Consider the following 20,284-nt stretch of genomic DNA (forward strand, 5'->3'; position numbering starts at 1 on the left):
ATCTAGAGCGCGTTGCGGCACCAACGATTGGAACAAATATTATGGCCACTTTTATTCTGATACCCGGGGGATGGCAGGGCGGGTGGGTCTACGGGAACTTAGCAGACATATTGACGAGGCACGGGCACAACGTCGTGCCGGTAACGCTTTCGGGACTGGGCGATGTTCCTGCTCCAATGACCAACCTTGAAAGTCACATAGGCGAAGTCGCCGAATTGGTGCAGTCGCAGACCCACGATGATCTAGTTCTTGTCGGGCAATCCTATGGTGGGATGGTCGTGAGCGGCGTCGCAGACATCAAACCGTCGCGAATCCGGGCCCTGGTCTACGTCGATGCCTACGTGCCCGATTCGGGAGACTCTGTGTGGTCGCTGACAACACCCCGTTTTCGGGACATGTTTGTCGCAGGCGCAGCGGCTGACGGGTTGAATTGCGCGCCACCACCCAGTCTCGACCCGAGATGCCGCCCGCATCCGATCGGAACGTTTCTCCAATCAATTACTCTCACTGGACGCTGGCGAGATGTTCCGCGCAAAACATTCGTAGGCGCGCATGGCTGGGAAGGAAGTCCTTTCCTTGAGCTTTATCGACGCCTGAGCCACGAACCGGACTGGACAACCTTTTCGCTCAATTGCGGACACAACGTAGCGCGTCTGCAACCGGAGGCCTTAATTCGAATATTGTTGGAACATAATTGATCGGCAAACCACCGCAGATCATCTGTGATGTCTCGGGATGACTGGGGCCCGCCACACCTAGTCTACCCGTCCAAATCGACCCCAGCATGCTTCGAAGCGACTGTTGTCGTTGACTATACGTCAGGTTATAGACCTAAGCCGGCTCCCACGAACTCTTGTTCTCAGCTGAGAACACATCTTGTTTCGCCACTTCGCGAGACAGCGTACAGCCCTACCTGATCGCGGGTAAGTGCCTTCTCTGCCTGGATCGCGTTAACCTATCATTAACTTTAAAGTTGTTGACGACTCACAACGATACGGTCATTCTGACGGTCAATCCGATTATTTTCTTTGTTGAGCGATTTTAATGATCCACAGCGCCAATGCCACTAATGTCAAGCAATCCGTAGAAAAGTCGTTAACTCGGCTTATTGAAGCGGACGCCGACACACTGAGCGCCCAGCTTCAACACCTTCGCGCACGCGCATTCCCGCCGACAGCACAGAAAGAGTTACGTAAATTTGCTCCCGGCGAGGCAGCAAAGCTGATTGGAATCAGTGACGTTTATCTTCGCACCCTCGTAAACGACGGTGTTATTGGAGACGCGGAAAAGAACGCCGCTGGTAGGCGGCTCTATTCCTTGGAGCAGATCCATGCTATCCGGCATCACCTGAGTAATAATAAAAAGAGCTATGACCAACGTCGTAGGGAAGATGATCGACTTCAGGTAATAGCCGTTACTAATTTCAAAGGTGGCTCAGGCAAAACCACTACCGCTGCACATTTAGCGCAGTACTTTGCACTTCGCGGTTATCGTGTTCTAGCCGCAGATCTAGATCCTCAAGCGTCATTGTCTGCTTTATTTGGAATACAGCCGGAATTTGATCTCGAGCCTAATGAGACGCTTTACGGTGCAATCAGGTATGATGAAGCTCAACGGTCACTCAAAAGCATCATAAAAGCTACATATTTCAGCGGACTCGATATCATACCTGGTAATCTCGAATTGCAGGAATTTGAACACGAAACTCCTCGCGCCTTAACATCAGCGTCGCGATCGACTGACAAATTGTTTTTCACACGAGTAGCATCCGCGTTGAAAAGTGTGGAAGACCACTATGACATAGTGGTTCTCGATTGCCCCCCTTCGCTTGGTTACCTGACCCTGTCGGCACTCTGTGCCGCAACTTCGGTGCTTGTAACAATTCATCCCCAAATGCTCGATGTAGCATCAATGAGTCAATTCTTGCACATGACCGCTGGCCTTTTTGATGTTGTTGAAAGAGCAGGAGGCAATGCGAACTATGACTGGTTTCGCTATGTGCTTACTCGTTACGAACCAAACGACGGCTCCCAGTCGCAGATCGCGGGCCTTCTTAAAGGACTATTCGGAGATCGGGTATTAACTAATTCGATGGTCAAGTCCGCCGCGATATCAGACGCGGGAATTACGAAACAAACCCTTTACGAGGTCGGCCGCGAAAACTTTCATCGGCAGACGTATGATCGTGCGATCGAAGCACTCGACGCCGTCAATCATGAACTCGAAGAACTAGTGAGAGATGCGTGGGGTAGAAAATGAACAAGCGCCGTGATGCTTTACGAGATTTTCTAACACCGATTACGACTAACCATGAGTTCTCAGCTGAGAACACACCCAGACGGCCGCAGGTGTCTTCAGGCGCATTGCAAAGCATGAATGATGCCATCACCGGCCTTTCGAATGAAGCTGACGAGCTCCGCAAGGCGCTATCCGATGGCCAAGCTATTGTAGAGCTCGATGCAAATCTCATTGATGCATCCTTTGTCAAAGATCGCCTAGATGAGCATACAGGCGCGGATTTTGACGCTTTATTGAATAGCATTCAGGAGAACGGTCAGGTAGTACCCGTGCTTGTAAGACCAAATCCTGATCAATCCGGCCGTTATCAACTTGCTTACGGACATCGGCGCGTTGCGGCCCTTAAACAGCTTGGCGTAAAGGTCAAATCGTTCATTCGAGACCTGTCCGACGACGAGTTGATTATAGCGCAAGGTAACGAAAACCTTGAACGCAAAGATCTCTCTTTTATTGAGAAGGCATTATTTGCTCGGCGCCTGGAAGAACGTGGAACGACGAGAGCGGTGATCATGGCAACGTTCGGTACCTCATCGAGAGGCGTTTTGTCCGAAATGATTGCGTTGGCACGAAAGTTACCTGAAGAGCTCATACAGGCTATCGGCGCAGCGCCAGGTATTGGACGCCCGAAATGGGATTCGATGGCTACACTGCTAGCCAATAAGCCTAACGCGTTTGAAACCGTTATTCGGAACGAAACTCTGCAGACTCTAAATAGTACCGAACGCTTTGAAGCGATCTTCGCGTCGCTTAAGCAAGCGAACAAAGTATCAACAAACACAGCGGGTCATACCTGGCGATCTGATGATTCACAATTAAGAGCAGTTACCAAATCCAAACCTAAAGGATATGCTGTCGAGTTCTCAGAGCCTGAAGGAAAAGCGTTTGGAGCGTGGATATCGGATAATATGAAGCGCTTATATGAAGAATATAAGAACAGTAAACAGCCCAATTAGGAGACTTAGCAAAAGAAAAAGGCCCCCAAACGTAACCGTCGTGGAAGCCTCTCTCAAAGTTCTAGCAGACTGAGAATCGCATTTCCCCGAATCGGTGTCAAGAGTCATAAGCGTCTTTTTGGCGGTTGGATTTCTTTTGCCTTTTGAAAGGTGAGAGGGAATGCAAATTTTTAAAACTGACACGTCCGCATTTCTTGGGCGAATGAGGGTGTTTGCCCAAAATTTTGATCGGCAGGAAAAGCCTGAGCAGGGAAGGGGCATTAACAGATGGGCGCTTTACAAACAACTCTGCGTAGCTAAGGCAGAATTCGGTCTGAACGATCGTTGCCTTGCTGTGCTGAGTTCGCTGTTGTCATTTCTGCCTGACGATGAATTACTTGAGAAAAGCGGCATCGTCGTTTTCCCATCCAATAGACAGCTTTCGCTACGCGCCCATGGCATGCCGGAGTCCACGCTTCGCCGACATCTGGCATCTCTGATTGAAGCTGGGATCATTGCGCGCAAAGATAGTCCGACGCGCAAACGCTATGCTCATAAAGATAGGGAAGGCGGTGTCGAGCTTGCTTTCGGCTTTTCATTTGCGCCCTTACTCGATCGCGCGTCTGAAATTGCTGCAATCGCGGATAAAATTCTCGCCGATCAGAAAACACTGAAGCGTCTTCGCGACGAAGTGTCGGTCATGCGCCGAGATATGGCGGCAGCTTTTGCGGATAGTGCCAAAGAAACAGGTGAGCTCAGTGAGCGTCTCGAAGCATTGTTCATTCGTTTCCGTGCCATTGTCGACGCTATCCCTCGCCGCGCATCTCTTGATGAACTGTCCGCTATCAAGGCCGATCTTGATGCCATTGGTGGCGAAATAGCTATCGCTTTGAAAACAATAGAGATTGTTCCAGAAATGAGCGGCAGCGTCGCTCAATCTAAGCGGCAGCATAATGAATCCCTACCAGAATCCCCTTTTGAATCTCAAAATGGCGAAAAGATTGATTTGAAGGTGCTTTCGTCGGAAGCATCCGTTCCTGTCGACAGCGAAAGTGAAAACTCTGATCGAACTCGAACTTCAATTTCTCTCGATCAAGTGCTTCGAACCTGTCCAGATATCCGTGAATATGGTGCTAAAGGGATTAACACATGGCGTGAGCTTTTCGATGCTTCGCGGATTGTCTCTAGCTTTCTCGGCATCAGTCAGTCAGCCTATCAGGAAGCTATACATTTCATGGGCGCAGAAACCGCTTCAACCGCTATTGCGTGGATCCTGCAGAAACTGGCGTCGATCAACTCGCCTGGTGGGTATCTGCGATCTCTGACACAGAAGGCGAGGGGAGGGACCTTTTCAATCAGTCAGCTTCTGTTTTCAGGGATGAAGGCCAATGGCGGACAAGTCTCTGCGTAATCCAGTCCAAGCGAGATTCGACCGGCTGCGGTCCTTTGTCTGGCGTGAGAACTCGTCACTGTTGATTTGCGTCACATGTTGAACCAGCGGGCGCGGACGATAAGCTACACTTATCAGATGTAAAGAGCCCAACCCAAGAGCATCACCAGTGCCGGACATTAAATATTCTCTAGTGTCCGTTTGCGAATTTGTTTACCATGTTTTCAATGCGTTACGAACTTGACCACATGCCTCTGAAGGCCCTGCTTTCGCCACTGGCCCGCGCCAGTGAAGCCTTGGCGCGTCTCGATGAGCGTCTTGCTCCTTCGCCGGTCGGCACAGGCCTGATCGAGCGTTTGCATTTTGCCGATGCCTGCGCCTCTTTGTGGCTCGACGGCGAACTGGTCGATATGGAAGACCTCGTCCTGCATGAGGCGGCGCGCGATATCCGCTCACCCAGCCACCAACTCACTATTGCCCGCGACGTGTTGCAGACAAGACGGCGCATTGTAACGCAGGCGCCCGACTGGGCGCTGAGTGGGAACGGTTTGCGCAGTCTGCGGCAGGCGTGGCCTACTGCCCCATTTGGTGGTGGCGGCATCATCGTGGAGAGGGAAGACGTCGCCGTGTCCGATACGGCAGTCGATCGGCAGGACCGGGACGGGGAGGGGAGAAAACATCGTCTGGATGACGGGCTCGACCTGCCCGGTATCGATCTCGACGCCATCGACGCGGTGCTGGCACGGTCCGAAGACGTTCTCATCAAAGCAAAAGAACCGCGCCGATCCGTGCAGCGAGAGATGGACCCACTGATCCGCGATCCCGACTGGGATGAGGACGAGCGGCTTGATGAATGGCGAGCCGTGTTGCGAAAAGTCGGCGATCTGCCGCCGGTGCTACAAGCCATGCTCGCGCTCGATGCTTGGAACGAGCTTGCGGTGTTGCAACGGGCACCGTGGCTCGGCCGTTTGTTGGCCGCCTCCTTGCTGCGGCGCGCCGGGTTGACAAACCATGCGCATTTGCTGGCGTTCAATGCCGGCTTGAAAACTATCCGCGTCGAACGGCGCCGTCATCGCAATTTTGAAATCCGACTTCTCGCCTGTCTCGACGGGCTGTTGGCCGGGATCGAACTCGGTTTCAGGGAGCATGACCGGCTGCTGCTGGCGCGCCAGATGATGGAGCGGCGATTGGTTGGCCGACGCGCCTCGTCAAATCTGCCGGGCCTGATCGAGCTGGTGCTGGCCAGGCCCCTGGTTTCGGCTGGCATGATTGCCGCCGCACTCGATATCACGCCCCGCGCGGCCTTGCGCCTCGTTGAAGAACTCAATCTGCGCGAAATGACCGGCAGGGGGCGGTTTCGGGCGTGGGGAGTGCTTTAAAGAGATGTTTGTAAAATGGCGTACTGCTGAAATTGATCTAGCGGGCCCGATAGAGGCGGATACGCTTAGCAGTCAGCCGAACAAGTTGGGGGACGGTATCGAGGCCAAGAAGCTGCATAAACAAAAGCGTAAAGCAAGAAGAATGCCTTAATGTCTTGGAACGCCCTTTTAGAGTGTATCCAAACTTCCCGTACTACAGCGATGTCGCGAGGCACCGGCGTAATTGCCCCATCGGCTGGTTTACGATGTTCTCGGAAAATGCTCTGCGGAGCCAAAGATGAGTTTGCGCGCTATTTGGGTAAGGTTGACGATATATCTTGTTGATGCCAATAGTTGGTCGGGGAATAAGGGAAAAGTAATGGAACTTAATATTCGAGCGCCGTTGATTGAAGTAGACATCACCTCTACGAAAAGCTCGTTTGAAGTCGTAGCGCCGAACAAAGGGTGATTGTAAAGAACCTACTCGGACGTTCGATCAAACTTATTCAACAATAAAGCTGCAAATCACGTCATCGACCTGCGGAGGGACGGGGAAGTCCGAAAACTATTGACGTTAACGTTCTGCGTGACTGTAAATTTGCATAGTGCAGAGTGGCAAGCTCCCGAAACTCGTAGGCAACCGAATAAATTAATCTAGTAATCAACGAGATGACCGCATGATAACTCTGCAAGACCTGGGCCTTGCCTACCGTAAAGCGAAAGTCGATTTCTATTATTCATCACAGGCTTCTTTAGATGCAATTGCGAGCTATGAAGAAAATCTGCATTCCAACCTTTCCGCCCTTTTACAAAAGATCAACGACGGAAATGAAGCTTGGGTAACAGAACCGGAGTTCATCGGTACTTGGATGCCGGTCGCCAAGACTGTAAAAATGGACCGCTGGGCGGAGTACAAAAAGAACAATGGCGGTGGACTTATTTTTTCCTCGCCTAATGATGAATGGAAGTATGCGCAGAAAGCTCTGAGGGGGAAATCAAAGCCAGAGCAACTAGAGGCAGAATTTCGCATAATGGCCCAATGCAGCTTGGACTTTCATGTACTCTCTACCTTGTGGATACTGAAAGTCGGGCATTTGTTTGATGCAGAACTGAGCGAGTGCGCCTATGGCAATCGCTTGCGCCGAACCCAAGATGGTAAAACGCTCAATAAGCTATCGCTTGGTTCGTTCCAACCTTATCTGAAACCCTTTCGCGACTGGCGTGATAATGGTATCGCTGCCATGCGAGCAGCACTTCATTCTGATAAGAAGATTGTGGCACTGACGGCTGACGTCAGTTCTTTCTATCATGAACTAAATGCCGGTTTCATGCTTGATCCGGCTTTTGTTATCGATGTGCTGAAATTAGATCCAACGGATTTCGACTTTAAGTTGCATCGTTTGTTTATTCGAGCTCTGCAGGCCTGGGCAGCGGCAACCCCTCTCAAGAAAGGCTTGCCCGTCGGGCTGCCAGCTTCTGCCGTTGTCGCCAACATGGCACTGATCGAGTTCGACCGCTGTATAGAGCACCAAGTAAACCCAATCTATTACGGTCGATATGTAGATGACATTCTGCTGGTCATGGAGAATGGCGCAGACTTCGACTCGTCGGTAGCCGTATGGCAATGGCTGTTTGATCGGTCAAGCGAAAGACTGGGCTGGGTGGGCCTTGACAAAAAAGAGATTGCATACAAGCCTACGTATCTCAGCATAGGTGATGGGGAAAGCCAGGTGCGTTTCTCCAATGGCAAGAATAAAATATTCATTCTGGTAGGCGAGACGGGCAAGACCCTGGTAGATGCTATCGCACATCAGATTCACGAACGCGCCAGCGAGTGGCGGTCCATGCCGCGGTTGCCGCTGTCCTCCACCCATGTCAGCACGGATCTGTTGGCCGCAACACAAAGCGACGGCGAAGCAGCTGACAATTTGCGCAAGGCCGACGCGTTGACCATGCGTCGCGCTGGTTTCGCCATCAAACTGCGCGACTTCGAAGCCTATGAACGCGATCTGTTGCCTGAGGCCTGGACGGAACATCGTCGTGCATTCTTCCGCGCATTTACCCAGCATGTCTTGGTGTTGCCCCAATTTTTCGACTTAGCTGTTTATCTGCCCCGGGTTATTCGTCTTGCCACGGCCTGTGAAGATTTCGCTGATCTGCGCCGAATTATCAATGTGCTTCAAGGGCTCTGCCAGCAGGTGCAGGAGCAATGCACCATCAGTGTCAAAGCGTACTCCAAAACGGAGGGTAATCTTGACACTGCGGAGACGCTGAAGCGCTGGAAATGGCAGCTCTTTACCAGTATTCGGGAAAGCATCATCGCCGCATTCCCACCTCGCTTGTCCAAAGCGGGCAAGCAGGCATGGCAGACTTATATGTCTGACTATCGTCCCGTCATTGATCCTGATATCCCTCTGACCTGGCCATCATCCGCTAAAATTTTCCAACTGCAACAAGCTCGTTTGTTTTCGTTTGATCTGGCCCACATGCCTTTCCGGTTTATCGGCCTGCCGAGGGAGATGGTAGCGCAACGCGGGATCCCCGCGAAGAGAGCCGTTGTAGGTGGGGATAAGGTAGCTGAACTATTACCCTACGAGGTGCTAAAAGGTGCACAGACTCTTGCCAAGTGGATCGGATTTAAGACATTGCCGCGGGGTTTACCATTCGCCACCCGGCCTTTCAATCTACCAGAACTGTTTATCCTGAATCGTCATGCCTACTCGGGAGTTGGACAGGACGATATGAAGGCCGTTGTATTGTCGGTACGTGGCTTCGAAATGGGAGAGAAAGCGCCTCAGTTCGATAGATACAATGTGCTGAAGATACCAGATGGCGTAACCCCATCGAAATGCGGCATCGCCGTCTCCAGTTGGCAAACAAATCTGGACAGCTGGACAGCCAGTGTAATGGGTATGCCTGACCCCGATAGCCAACGTTATGTTCGGCTCTGCCGTTTGCTGGATGGAGTAATCGCCCAGCCAAGAGACAGCCGCTATCTGATCCTGCCTGAACTGGCACTGCCCGCGCACTGGTTCATCCGTATAGCTCGCAAATTGCATGGCCGAGGCATTTCGCTGATTACTGGCATCGAGTACCTGCACGCTGGCAAGTCGAAGGTTCGCAACCAGGTTTGGGCGGCTCTGTCTCACGATAGTCTGGGCTTTCCATCGCTGATGATTTATCGTCAGGACAAACAAAGACCGGCACTCCATGAAGAACAGGAATTACATCGTCTGGCCGGCTTGGAAATGATGCCGGATAAGGTATGGAAGAAACCACCGATCATTCAACACGGCGATTTGCGCTTTGCTTTGCTGGTTTGCAGTGAACTAACTAATATCCAGTATCGGGCCGATCTGCGTGGCAAAGTGGATGCGCTGTTCGTCCCGGAATGGAATCCAGATACCGAAACCTTCAATGCACTGGTTGAAGCCTCGGCATTGGATATCCACGCCTACATCATCCAATGCAATGATAGGCAGTATGGCGATAGTCGTATCCGGGTGCCCTATAAGGAGAGTTGGAAACGCGATTTGTTGCGAGTTAAAGGGGGCGTCACTGATTACTGTGTAATTGGTGAAATTGATGTGCAATCACTGCGACAGTTTCAAAGCAGTCACCGTTCACCTGGAAAACCATTCAAACCGGTACCGGACGGCTTCAATGAAGCAATGGACCATCAGCGGAAAGTGTTGCCTAAATACGATGATAAGTGAAACTATTGGTGTCGGTATTTGCGGGGTCCAAGGTCGTAAGTGGTTGGGTAGTCTTTTGATCAGTCGAATGGACCGATGCAGATTATACCGCAGCTTCGCCGGAGATTCTATGTCATAGCAGAGATCGCCGCGAACATCATCTCGTCAAGATGAGCAATGGTTTGCTCTCCTTACCGGAGTAGGGTGCCGAAAAGCGAGCGTAGTTACTGTGTTTGAAATGATTTGGTTTTCATTTACTTGACTGGCTTTGGCTTGATCGTCGTTTCGGGACGTGAAACATCCAGAACTACGACCGATATTTTTCCGTCCAGCGTTGAGGGTAGGTCGGATTGCAGCGTAGCCTGCAACTCCTCTGCACTTGCCGGTAATGCCCCGCGGTCTCCTCTTGCGGGGAGGCGATATTCGGCCCCGAACCAAAACACGAGATAGACACCATAGCCGCAGGCGCCGTTATCGGCAGCATAACCGGCAAGCTGTTCTGCGGCAGCAGTCCAAAGTCCCGAATTATAATGGCGCTTCGCCTCGATGGGTAGATTTTTTCCGGCGTGGGAGAGGAGTAGCGCATCCACGCGCGTGTTTTCTCCGCGACGCGCTTCTGGCAGGGTTGCCACGATCCCGTATCGTTCAAGCCGTACTCGAAGCAACTCCATAAGCCGGTCACGATCCTCGTTTTCAATTTGAGGTTTCACCGCCACGCCATTTTGGTCTGTGTTCCAATAACGTTTCCACGGCATATCGCTGCCTGTCCGCAGCGTGCTCCGATATCTTTCGATTTCTTCGAGCACAACAGCTACGAGGTCGGCAGGGTTGGCGGGAGCTCCCCCAGCGAGAGCTGCCTTCAGTTGAGCCACAGTTGGAGAAACAAACGAATTGTCACGCAGAAGACGTGCATGTTCTGCAGCTGCATGCAGTAACGGCGAGCGCCAACTAGGATCGGATGCAAGACTGAGGGATTTCAGATTTTTTCCTGCGTCAGGATTGCTAGACGCGCTCAGTCGATCAATCGCGGTTCTGATTATGCGACTTGGGCCGGCAGTATGGGCCCAGTCCTTTTCGTCCAGTGGATATACGACGGACAGGTGCGCTATCCGCATCCGGTCGATCTGATCAAGATGCTCACATCTATCATGCAATCGACTGACAAGGTCGCCATTTGGAGCCAACAGCGTTGCACGGATTTCTTCGGGACTACGGGATGCGTCAAACGTTTCCGGGTCGAGTATCAGGGCGACAAATTCCCACAATTGCCTACTGTGATCATCTAACTCTCCTGCGAGAGCGCTTTCTGTAAGAGTCCCAATCTCGGTTCTCGACATGCTTCGCGCTGACACTGTCAGGGCTTGCTGCAACGCCTTGCGGGGGAGGTTGGGCCGCTCCTGGAGGAGCTGCTTTATCAAGCCAGAAACGAACTCCTGCTCATTCGATGAGGCAATAGCGTGGATCGCGTCAAGGTCCTCGTCGCCAGCATCAAGCGCAGAAAACCAATACCGAAGAATCTGCTCCGAGCCGCATGCTGGATCACGCGCAAGGCGGTTCACTCCCCAAGAGGCTATGGAGGATCGTTCTTCGCTACTGAAGTCGCTTCGCCGAAGAGCAACGATTGCGATGACAAGCGGACAGTTGTCAATCTCCTCTTCTCTTCCAGTGAGCAAAGCATGGTGAAGGCCTGCGGCAACGACCTGTTCTTGGGCATAAGATACATTGGTAGCTTCAGCCCGACCCAGATCGCCAGCATCGATCTTGATGTCGGTGTGGATCGCGAATTGGATGAATCCTTCAGCGATCGCCGATGCGATCTGAGCGTTCGAAAAGTACTCGATCTTGTCAAGCGGAGGTGTTTTCTTTGTGAGCACTGCGTTCCGATAGAGTTCGGATGCCCACTTCAGTGAACCATATTCGCTTTCTCTGCCGGCTGCTATCGCATCGAGTTTCGGTTCAAGGGATGCGATGTTATGGGCGCGGATTGCATCGATTTCTTCAAGCTTCTTGGCTTTACGCTTTTCCTCCTTTTCCTTCCAGATTCTGTTTGGGTCTATGCGCAATTCGGCTAGGAAGTCCGCAAAATTCTTTTCCTTTTCGAGTGCCGAAACGATGCGGTCTTCCCATATGGGCCATCGGGATTCACTTCGAGCCGCGTAGGCTGCAACCTCGAATATCCGCCGGCGTCGTGGGCCAACTGGGGTCTTGCTGGCGAGATCAAGAAGGTTTTCTATAAGTGTATCGTCGGGATTTCTTCCGGCGACCGTCATGTAGTGGTTGGTTGCCATCCATGGTGCTTCCTCACTGGAGCAGCTTTCTAGGAGGGCCATGAAAAGTTCAAGTTCACGCATTTCCTTTTCGACGTCGATCCAGGCACCAATCGCGTTGGCAAGGTCCTCCTCAAGCCGATCCCACTCGTAGTCGCGCGTGTTCCTTATCCAGGACCAAAGGCGTTTAGCGCTAATCTCCAGATTTTTATTGATTGTGAACGCCAGAGCCGATTGCAAGAAGTGCCGCACTTCCATTTTAAGGCCACGGTCGTCAGGCGACTTACGAATGACAGGCTGGTCGAACAGATCAGGACGGGGAATCTGCCTAAGACCGGAAAGAAGCGAAAAAAGGTTGCCACTCTCATTCTCGCCGTCCACCGCTTGCGGCAGTTCGTTGAAATCTGAAAGTAGGTCCGAAATCTCCTGTATGATTAGGTCCTGACAAGGGATGTCCGACAACAGTTCGGCTCTTAAGGAAAGCTGATCATAGCTCTCGTTTGTTTGAGCTAGTTCCGAGATCATTTCTCGCCTTGCGGAAGTTTGATCCAAGTTTCCTTTAACCCAAGCTTCCGCAGCTCTTAAACGCTGCCAAAGGGTGCGGGACGCAGAAAGTGCTATTTCACGCAATTTGGTTTGCATTCCGACTACCGGCGCACCATCTACAAGTGCCTGCAGGACCGTCACCTGTAGATGGCTTGTGACAGTGCTATCCAAGATTGACTGGAAGTCGGGTACAAGATCATCGCCGGCCAGACTGCCAAATACAGTGATCGTATCTCGCGACGAGAGGAAGTAAGGGTCCTCACGGTCAAGGTTGAAAAGTATTGCCCTACGGCCATTTGTGTTAAAAGCCGCGGCATCGCTATAGGCAAGAACCGTGGCCGCGTCCCGCTCGATCAGTCTTAACGCCCCTTTCTCATCGCCTCCTCGGGAAAGGTGGGCTGTAAACCAAGCGTAGAGACCTCGTAACTCGCTCGGCGCTTTTTGGTCATTGCTTGTGATGAGCGCAGTTGCCCGGCGAAGCGGAAAAAGGACACCATTCTGATGTCCTGTAACTCGGTGTGCGAGGAACCGGCCCGCCAGAAATTCAGCAATCGTTCTGTGCGATGGCTCGAAGCTCTGGCCCTCGCCACGAAATAGTGCCGTGTCTAAGGAAAAACTGGCTGTTCCGAGGTCAATCGGAAGCGACTGAACGATGACAAAATCTCTCGCATTCGATCCAATCGCAAGGGCATTAGAGCGCCAAAGCGCGCGGGCGCCCGTAGCAAGCAAATAGAATGACAATAAACCCGCAGCATTGATAATCTCATCTACAGGTGGCCGCTGATCAGTGACGCGTTGTGGATCATGTTCGTGAACAAGTGCGTGGATGGCTCGCTCGAACAGCTCAAACCGGGTGCTCGGCCAACAGCCGCCAGATGCGACAACCGAGTGGAGGAGCCGCAAACTCAGAGGATTCTCTAGGAAGGCACCTGCTCCCCGGATCCGCGCATCGGCAAGGAACCGTTCCGGATTAGCTTCACCTAGTCCGGACAAGATAGTTCTTGCTTCGGTATCGTTTAGCGGCAGGAGGTGCGCAACCGTGATTGGCTGGTTTCTTGCTGCTCGACGCATAGCGAACATGTCGGCAGCTGCACGCCAGTCTTCCGCACGACAGGTGAGCCGCCAACGATGTACGCCGCTTTGCGTGATTGTGTTGGCAAGTTGTAGGAGCTTGTCCTTGCCATTTTCTCCCGCTCGATATTCATCCAGCGCATCCAGATAGGCTGTAGAGGAGGTTGTAATCGAGATCCCATTCATAGCCTCACGGCAGGTCAGAAGCTCTCCTTTTTCCTGATTTGCTTCATATTCGAGCGCGGTGGATTTTCCAATTCCCGGCTCGCCGAGCAAAACGACATAGGGCATACCACGCAGTTCACTAAGGCGACGTTCAATGACTTCGCCCTCAAGCGCCAGAGAAACACGTCTGTCTAAAGCTGTTTTGATCATATATCCAAGGTAGTATTTATTGGAGCTGCCTATCAATCGAGTCGGCTCTTTTCTCAACAACATTCGGGGATGCTTTTGAAACGGGATATGGACTTGATGCGGGATTTACTTTTGCAGATTGAAGAGTTAGATCAAGGCTTTGGCAGCGAAGTCGAGATTGAATCGAGGGCTCACGAGCCACAGGTCATTGCCGAGCATCTTCGATTACTCTTTGAGGCCCGGCTCATTGACGGCGACACCGTTCCAGACGATGAGTTTCCGTTTGACCATGTCATGCCGACGCGGCTGACTTGGGCAGGACACGACTTCATAGGAAGTGTAAGAGACCCAGAAATCTGGAAAAAGACGAAGGAGGGGGCACTATCCGCAAAAGGCTTCACGCTTGACCTTTTGCAGGACCTCGCGAAGGGATTCATCAAAAAGCAAATCGCAGATCGGACAGGAATTGCACTTTGAGGCACCCTTTGACTTCAACCACGGTACAAAGCTAGCGCACGTCGCGACAATTAGCTTGATGGGGCGTCAACGGATCATATGCGCCAGCAAGGGGGGCAGAGATATTAGTCATGATACATCGGGTAGAACCTATCGTTGGATAGCCTACGACACGCTATGTGGTCGTTAATCCTACAGAGTTATCAAACCGTGTGCCAAGTGATTAAAATGACTTCAGATTCGCACTTTTGCAATGCCGTTTTCAGATATCGCTCAATTCAGTCACTGCTTGGTGAGCACGAAGAGTTGGAGCGCCAGACTGTTTATTTCTCACCACCTGAGTATCTCAACGATCCGATGGAAGGTCTGCGACAGATCTATTGGCGAGGAGATCGTATAACTTGGCGCAACCTGTTGCGTCACTACATTATTTGCATTCACAATCGTTTCTTTGAAGCCCTCTTAAGTCGGGATACAGAATGCTTACCGTCAGATACGATTGCCGTATTTCAGTCACTACACAATTTTCCAACATCTCAGGTAAAATCGTTATGCCAAGCTTGTATAACGGCCGTCGAAGCTAGTGATCTTCATACTGCCTTACTTGATTTCCTTGCGAAGGCAGACCGTGACATTAGTTTCACAGAATTGCAGCAGTTACTCCGGACAGTTCATTTAGATTGGCTATACTTGATTCAAAAAGCCTTCGAAGATCGAGCATTGGTCCCATCTACCGACGGGGGACCACCGGATTCAGCGGCGGCGGTCAAAGTCATTCGCACGCTCCAGGCAACAAATCCAGAAATTCGAGAAAAGTATTCTATTACTGGTCTCGATGTCATTCATGAAGTTCAGCAGCACATGGCTCAGCAAATGACAATTTTGACGGCCATTGAGAATGCAAATTCTTTGAATCCGAAGCGCAAAAGTCTCTTTTTCGAATTCACTTCAGAATACCTCAGCAACCTTCTGAAGCTTGTGTATCCTCCATGGTTTGTTGCATGCTTTTCGACGCGGCATGATAATGCAGCGATGTGGAGCTACTATGCAGACAATCATCGTGGGTGCTGTCTTGTGTTCCGAAAACAACAAACAACCGGCAGTATGCAACTTCGCCTACACGGTCCCAACGGTTATGGAGCACGAGGCATTACAAGAAGCAGCCAAAATATGCCGCTCGAACCGGTGTGCTATGCTGTACAGGAACATCAGATCGAATTTTTCACAAACATTGGTCGCTTACCCGTGGAACAGCTTCGCCGCGACTGGTTTAGTGATGATGAAGGCAACATATCAACTCTTGCGGAACACCTCAACCAAGACAAGCAAGAATCATGGCGAAGCGGCTATTGGGGTAATTTCGCACCGCCACTCCTACGAAAACTACCAGACTGGCGACATGAGGAAGAACTCAGGATCGTGATTTCCGATATATTGGGCATTCACGAAACACCTGAAGGTCGGACATACACATATGATTATGATACGCTAGACGGTATCATTTTCGGTATAAACACCAGCCTGTCAGACAAAGTCAGGATTATGCAAATTCTGGATAAAAAACTTGGTTCCAGAACGGTATCCGAGCCATTCAAGTTCTTTCAGGCCCGCTATAATGCTCGGTCAGGACGCATAGAGGCTCATCATATGAGCTTGCTGCAACACAAGCGGACATAGCTTGCCGTTATCGCCGAAGATTGATCAATCAATGAGGGCGTAGAGTGGACCTGCATTCGTGCGCAATTAGCATTTCCCTGAGCCCTACGAATTGATTCTTGACTGGCAATCTGTATACTACAGTCCTGATGATCGCGCGGATTTGGCCTAACGAAGAAAGATATGTGGGAACAACAAGGTCATTACAGCGGCGATGAGCGCCCCAAAGAAAGAGCGTTCTCTGTCTGAAACCGACGACTTACTTCTGCTCGTAGACGTGTTACGGCACATTAAGAAAATGGTTATAATGCTGGTGAAACTCAACGCACAGGGGTTCCGAGGTGTTCAGTAGCCCGCCTCTTTCTGGTGTCGAAACGCGAGCACATAAACCGCATTCTCGGCTGTTTCATGACGGTAGAGTGCTATATACCCAGAGTCACCAAAAGGGATCACCAACTCCCGTAACTCCGGTGCGTCGGCGAAAGGCCGCCCGATATCGGGAGCATTCTCGAGATGGAGCAAGTGACGTTGAATTGCATCACCAGCACGCCGTGCAGCTTCTTGTGATTTGGCAATCAGAAATCGGCGGCAGCGCTCCAAGCCTTGTGCGGCACCTTCGGTTATAACTACTCGTGGCACTCAGGCACCGATGTTTCGTCATTTGTACCCCAGTTGTTGAGCCAGTTACGGACTTCTGCGCCGGTAAGATGGCGACCGGTCTCTTTAAAGGAAGCCCAGGAAGCAATGGCTTCCTGCTTAAAACTCTCGCGGGCTTCTTCGCGCTCAACATATTGCTCAATGGCTTCAAGCATGATCCAATGCGCCGACCGACGGCGTTGGCTGGCAAGCTGAAGCACGCGCCCTTTCAGAGCGTCGTCGATTTTGAGGGAGGTGGCCATAACAGCTCCTTATCACTTGGTATTACCTAGTAGTAGTATAGCGCGTGATCATGCTTGTGTCCACTTTACGTGTAGGTGTGTCTGCGCGCCAACTGACCCGTACCGCAAAAACAGTTATAGCCCTCGAATGCTTTGCGGATGACGATCGTCGAATGTGTTAAGCCTATTCCCGCATAATAGACGTTGAAGCTATCGGATAGGTTGGCTGCATAAATCACTTCGCTTTTTCAAACCAAAGCATAATCCAAGTTGGGAACTGGTTATTTCGATCAGAGATTAAGTCAGTTCTAGACTGGTAATCAGGGGCTCATCGATCGGTTGAGGGTTTCACTATAATTGTTGTTTTTCATCCACGAAAAGTGCCCCCATATCAAATGTATTGGTGTGATATTCTTTCTAGCATGCGATAGAAAACGGCGAATATCGCTCATCAGTCTGACATTATGACGGTACCCTGGCAGAGACTTTCCAATGCCCCTGTTTGACATCAGGTCGTAAGATCCAGACTTTCTCAGTTATTTTTGTGCCTCTTGCTGTTTCGTAAGAAGATATGGCCAGAAGGATAAAATCTGTCTGGCGTTCATATCTTCCCTGCGTGATAACGCCATCGCTGAACATTACGACCGCCTCCGTATCAGCATTCTCGTCAGTCAGCCGGACTTTGCATCCGGGATAGGCGTGCGTGTGCGCGAATTCAAATTGCATAGTGGGTTTTCCCTTTTGCAGGTTCAACAGGTTGTCCCTTTCGTATCCGTAAATCCAGCCGAACGACGTTCGAGCCGACCGTCGGTTTTCCGGCATCGTAACCTTAACTTTGCTGTAAGTCTCAGCAGTGAATAGGAGGGCATGCACGACAATCGCTCCCCGCTTTATCATCGCCATCGCTTTCCACCTGAGATTATTGCAGAGGCGGTGTGGCTTGAGAGCGGCGGTGCAAAAGTCGGCCACGGTAGCGGCGGCATAATGCTGCTGCGGGCGGAGTAAAATCCGGCCACCTATCTTCCTTCTGCAATGATCGCAGGAGGGACAGGGGATCTACACCGTGGAACTATATCTGAAGGTTCGTCTGGCTGTTTCGGAAGGGATGACGCAGCGTCAGGCGGCGAAGCATTTCAACATATCGCGCGACAGCGTGGCGAAGATGGTGTCGTATTCGACGCCACCCGGTTACCAGCGGCGATCACCGATCCGGCGCCCGAAGCTGGATGCGTTTGTTTCGACGATCGAGCATTGGCTCGACGAGGACCTGAAGGTGCCGCGCAAGCAGCGCCATACCGCCAGGCGGGTATTTGACCGCCTGCGCGACGAGTGCGGGTTCACCGGCGGCTACACGATCATCAAGGACTACATGCGCGAGCGGGATCAGCGCCGGCAGGAAGTGTTCGTGCCACTTGCCCATCCGCCGGGCCACGCGCAGGCCGATTTCGGCGAGGCGATGGTGGTGATCGGTGGTATAGAGCAGAAGGCCCGCTTCTTCGTGCTGGATCTTCCGCATAGTGATGGCTGCTATGTTCGGGCCTATCCGGCGGCGGTGGCCGAGGCCTGGGTGGACGGTCACATCCATGCATTCGCCTTCTTCGGGGGCGTGCCGCAATCGATCGTCTATGACAACGATCGCTGCCTTGTTGCCAAGATCCTGCCCGACGGCACCCGCAAGCGGGCGGCGTTGTTCAGCGGCTTCCTGTCCCACTACCTGATCCGCGATCGATATGGCCGTCCCGGAAAGGGCAATGACAAAGGGAATGTCGAGGGCCTTGTGGGCTACGCCCGGCGCAACTTCATGGTGCCGATCCCGCAGTTTGCGACATGGGATGCGTTCAACGCCTTTCTGGAGGAGCAGTGCCGCAAACGCCAGCGCGACAGGCTGCGCGGCGAGAGCGAGACGATCGGCGAGCGCCTGCAGCGGGATTTGGCGGCCATGCGTCCATTGCCGGCATCACCCTTCGATGCCTGCGATCAGGCCAGCACAAGCGTAACGGCCCAGTCTCTGGTACGCTACAAGACCAACGACTATTCCGTGCCTGTCGCCTACGGTCATCAGGACGTCTGGGTGCGGGGCTATGTCGACGAGGTGGTGATCGGCTGCCGTGGCGAGATCATTGCTCGCCATCCGCGATGCTGGGATCGGGAAGACGTCGTCTTCGACCCTATCCACTACCTGCCGCTGATCGAGCAGAAGATCAATTCTCTGGATCAGGCTGCACCTCTCCAAGGCTGGGACCTGCCCGGAGAGTTCGCCACACTGCGTCGCCTGATGGAAGGTCGCATGGCCAAGCATGGGCGGCGGGAATACGTGCAGGTTCTGCGCCTGCTGGAAAGCTTCGAACTCGCCGATCTGCATGCGGCCGTTAAGCAGGCCATTCAACTCGGCGCGATCGGTTTCGATGCGGTGAAGCATCTGATCCTGTGCCGGGTCGAGCGCCGGCCACCGCGGTTGGATTTGGCGATCTATCCTTACCTGCCACGGGCGACGGTCGAGAAGACCTCGGCAAAGGCGTATATGCGCCTCCTGTCGCCTGATGCGGGAGAAGCGGCATGAGCACTGAAGCACCCGAGATCCTGCTCGCGCACTATCTCAAGGCCCTGAAGCTGCCGACCTTCCAGCGCGAGCACCAGAAGCTGGCCCGGCTATGCGCAACCGAGGGCGTCGATCACGTCGGCTACCTGTTCCGGCTTGCCGAACGGGAAACGATCGAGCGGGATCGCCGCAAGGTCGAACGCCGGATCAAGGCGGCCAAATTCCCTGTCGTCAAAAGCCTCGACAGTTTCAACTTCGCCGCCATCCCCAAGCTCAACAAGATGCAGGTGCTGGAACTGGCGCGCTGCGAATGGATCGATCGGCGCGAGAACGTCATCGCTCTCGGTCCCAGCGGCACGGGCAAGACGCATGTGGCTCTCGGCCTCGGCCTGGCCGCCTGCCAGAAGGGCTTGTCCGTCGGCTTCACCACGGCCGCCGCCCTGGTCAGTGAGATGATGGAGGCGCGTGATGAGCGGCGTCTTCTCCGCTTCCAGAAGCAAATGGCGGCCTACAAGCTACTGATCATCGACGAGCTGGGCTTCGTCCCGCTATCAAAGACCGGCGCGGAGTTGCTGTTCGAGCTGATCTCGCAACGCTATGAGCGCGGTGCCACCCTGATCACCAGCAATCTGCCTTTCGACGAATGGACCGAAACCCTGGGATCCGAGCGTCTGACCGGCGCCCTGCTCGATCGCATCACCCACCACGTCAACATCCTCGAGATGAACGGCGACAGCTACCGTCTCGCCCAAAGCCGCGCCCGAAAGGCCGGCTGAAGCCTTCTCTGAAAATCGCCGCGCGCGCCTGAGACCCCCGCTCGGGCTACGCCCTCCCGGCGGTCTCA

The 20,284-nt window shown here is 52.6% G+C and carries 14 protein-coding genes; 10 read left to right on the forward strand and 4 right to left on the reverse strand.

The window, feature by feature from the left end; genetic code table 11:
• From JNC70_RS21850 to JNC70_RS21875, 6 genes are all read left to right on the forward strand, one after another.
• On the forward strand, positions 1-698 hold a 698-nt coding region (locus JNC70_RS21850), incomplete at its 5' end, for an alpha/beta fold hydrolase (protein WP_374788981.1).
• A gap of 346 nt (positions 699-1,044) precedes the next feature.
• On the forward strand, positions 1,045-2,259 hold the full coding sequence (gene repA, locus JNC70_RS21855) for a plasmid partitioning protein RepA (RefSeq protein WP_374788982.1): 1,215 nt from the start codon (positions 1,045-1,047) through the stop codon (positions 2,257-2,259).
• Complete coding sequence (gene repB / locus JNC70_RS21860; RefSeq protein ID WP_374788983.1) at positions 2,256-3,251, forward strand: plasmid partitioning protein RepB; 996 nt, start codon at positions 2,256-2,258, stop codon at positions 3,249-3,251. Before repA ends, repB begins: the two co-directional genes overlap by 4 nt.
• Positions 3,252-3,411: 160 nt before the next feature.
• On the forward strand, positions 3,412-4,641 hold the full coding sequence (gene repC / locus JNC70_RS21865) for a plasmid replication protein RepC (protein WP_374788984.1): 1,230 nt from the start codon (positions 3,412-3,414) through the stop codon (positions 4,639-4,641).
• 197 nt (positions 4,642-4,838) lie between these two features.
• Positions 4,839-5,999, forward strand: coding sequence for an RHE_PE00001 family protein (locus JNC70_RS21870; protein ID WP_374788985.1), 1,161 nt, complete (start codon positions 4,839-4,841; stop codon positions 5,997-5,999).
• 656 nt (positions 6,000-6,655) lie between these two features.
• The gene (locus tag JNC70_RS21875; protein WP_374788986.1) at positions 6,656-9,694 is read left to right on the forward strand and encodes an RNA-directed DNA polymerase; all 3,039 of its coding nucleotides are present in this window, start codon (positions 6,656-6,658) and stop codon (positions 9,692-9,694) included.
• 233 nt (positions 9,695-9,927) lie between these two features.
• Here the strand turns inward: JNC70_RS21875 and JNC70_RS21880 are convergent, their stop codons facing one another.
• The gene (locus JNC70_RS21880) at positions 9,928-13,995 is read right to left on the reverse strand and encodes an NACHT domain-containing protein (protein ID WP_374788987.1); all 4,068 of its coding nucleotides are present in this window, start codon (positions 13,993-13,995) and stop codon (positions 9,928-9,930) included.
• Positions 13,996-14,019: 24 nt separating this feature from the next.
• Here JNC70_RS21880 and JNC70_RS21885 point away from each other — a divergent pair, with 24 nt between their 5' ends.
• Complete coding sequence (locus tag JNC70_RS21885) at positions 14,020-14,388, forward strand: DUF2513 domain-containing protein (protein ID WP_374788994.1); 369 nt, start codon at positions 14,020-14,022, stop codon at positions 14,386-14,388.
• A 207-nt stretch (positions 14,389-14,595) separates the two neighbouring features.
• Positions 14,596-16,044 carry a DUF2971 domain-containing protein gene (locus tag JNC70_RS21890; RefSeq protein ID WP_374788988.1) on the forward strand — a complete coding sequence of 483 codons (1,449 nt, stop codon included), beginning with the start codon at positions 14,596-14,598 and terminating at the stop codon, positions 16,042-16,044.
• Between the two features lie 324 nt (positions 16,045-16,368).
• Here the strand turns inward: JNC70_RS21890 and JNC70_RS21895 are convergent, their stop codons facing one another.
• The 3 genes from JNC70_RS21895 to JNC70_RS21905 form a co-directional block, all read right to left on the reverse strand.
• On the reverse strand, positions 16,369-16,662 hold the full coding sequence (locus JNC70_RS21895; protein ID WP_374788990.1) for a type II toxin-antitoxin system RelE/ParE family toxin: 294 nt from the start codon (positions 16,660-16,662) through the stop codon (positions 16,369-16,371).
• The gene (locus tag JNC70_RS21900) at positions 16,650-16,922 is read right to left on the reverse strand and encodes a CopG family ribbon-helix-helix protein (protein WP_374788991.1); all 273 of its coding nucleotides are present in this window, start codon (positions 16,920-16,922) and stop codon (positions 16,650-16,652) included. The genes JNC70_RS21895 and JNC70_RS21900 overlap by 13 nt, the downstream gene beginning before the upstream one ends.
• A gap of 441 nt (positions 16,923-17,363) precedes the next feature.
• Positions 17,364-17,804: a hypothetical protein gene (locus tag JNC70_RS21905; RefSeq protein WP_374788992.1), complete on the reverse strand. Its 441-nt coding sequence runs from the start codon at positions 17,802-17,804 to the stop codon at positions 17,364-17,366.
• A 160-nt stretch (positions 17,805-17,964) separates the two neighbouring features.
• Here JNC70_RS21905 and istA point away from each other — a divergent pair, with 160 nt between their 5' ends.
• Both istA and istB read left to right on the forward strand, forming a co-directional pair.
• The gene (istA, locus tag JNC70_RS21910; RefSeq protein WP_064328978.1) at positions 17,965-19,461 is read left to right on the forward strand and encodes an IS21 family transposase; all 1,497 of its coding nucleotides are present in this window, start codon (positions 17,965-17,967) and stop codon (positions 19,459-19,461) included.
• Positions 19,458-20,216 (forward strand): IS21-like element helper ATPase IstB, encoded by a 759-nt coding sequence (gene istB / locus JNC70_RS21915; RefSeq protein ID WP_064328977.1) that lies wholly within the window; start codon positions 19,458-19,460, stop codon positions 20,214-20,216. The genes istA and istB overlap by 4 nt, the downstream gene beginning before the upstream one ends.
• Positions 20,217-20,284 lie beyond the last annotated feature (68 nt).

Origin of the sequence: Brucella oryzae, assembly GCF_041929965.1 — a bacterium.
In the GTDB taxonomy this organism is placed as follows: domain Bacteria; phylum Pseudomonadota; class Alphaproteobacteria; order Rhizobiales; family Rhizobiaceae; genus Brucella; species Brucella oryzae.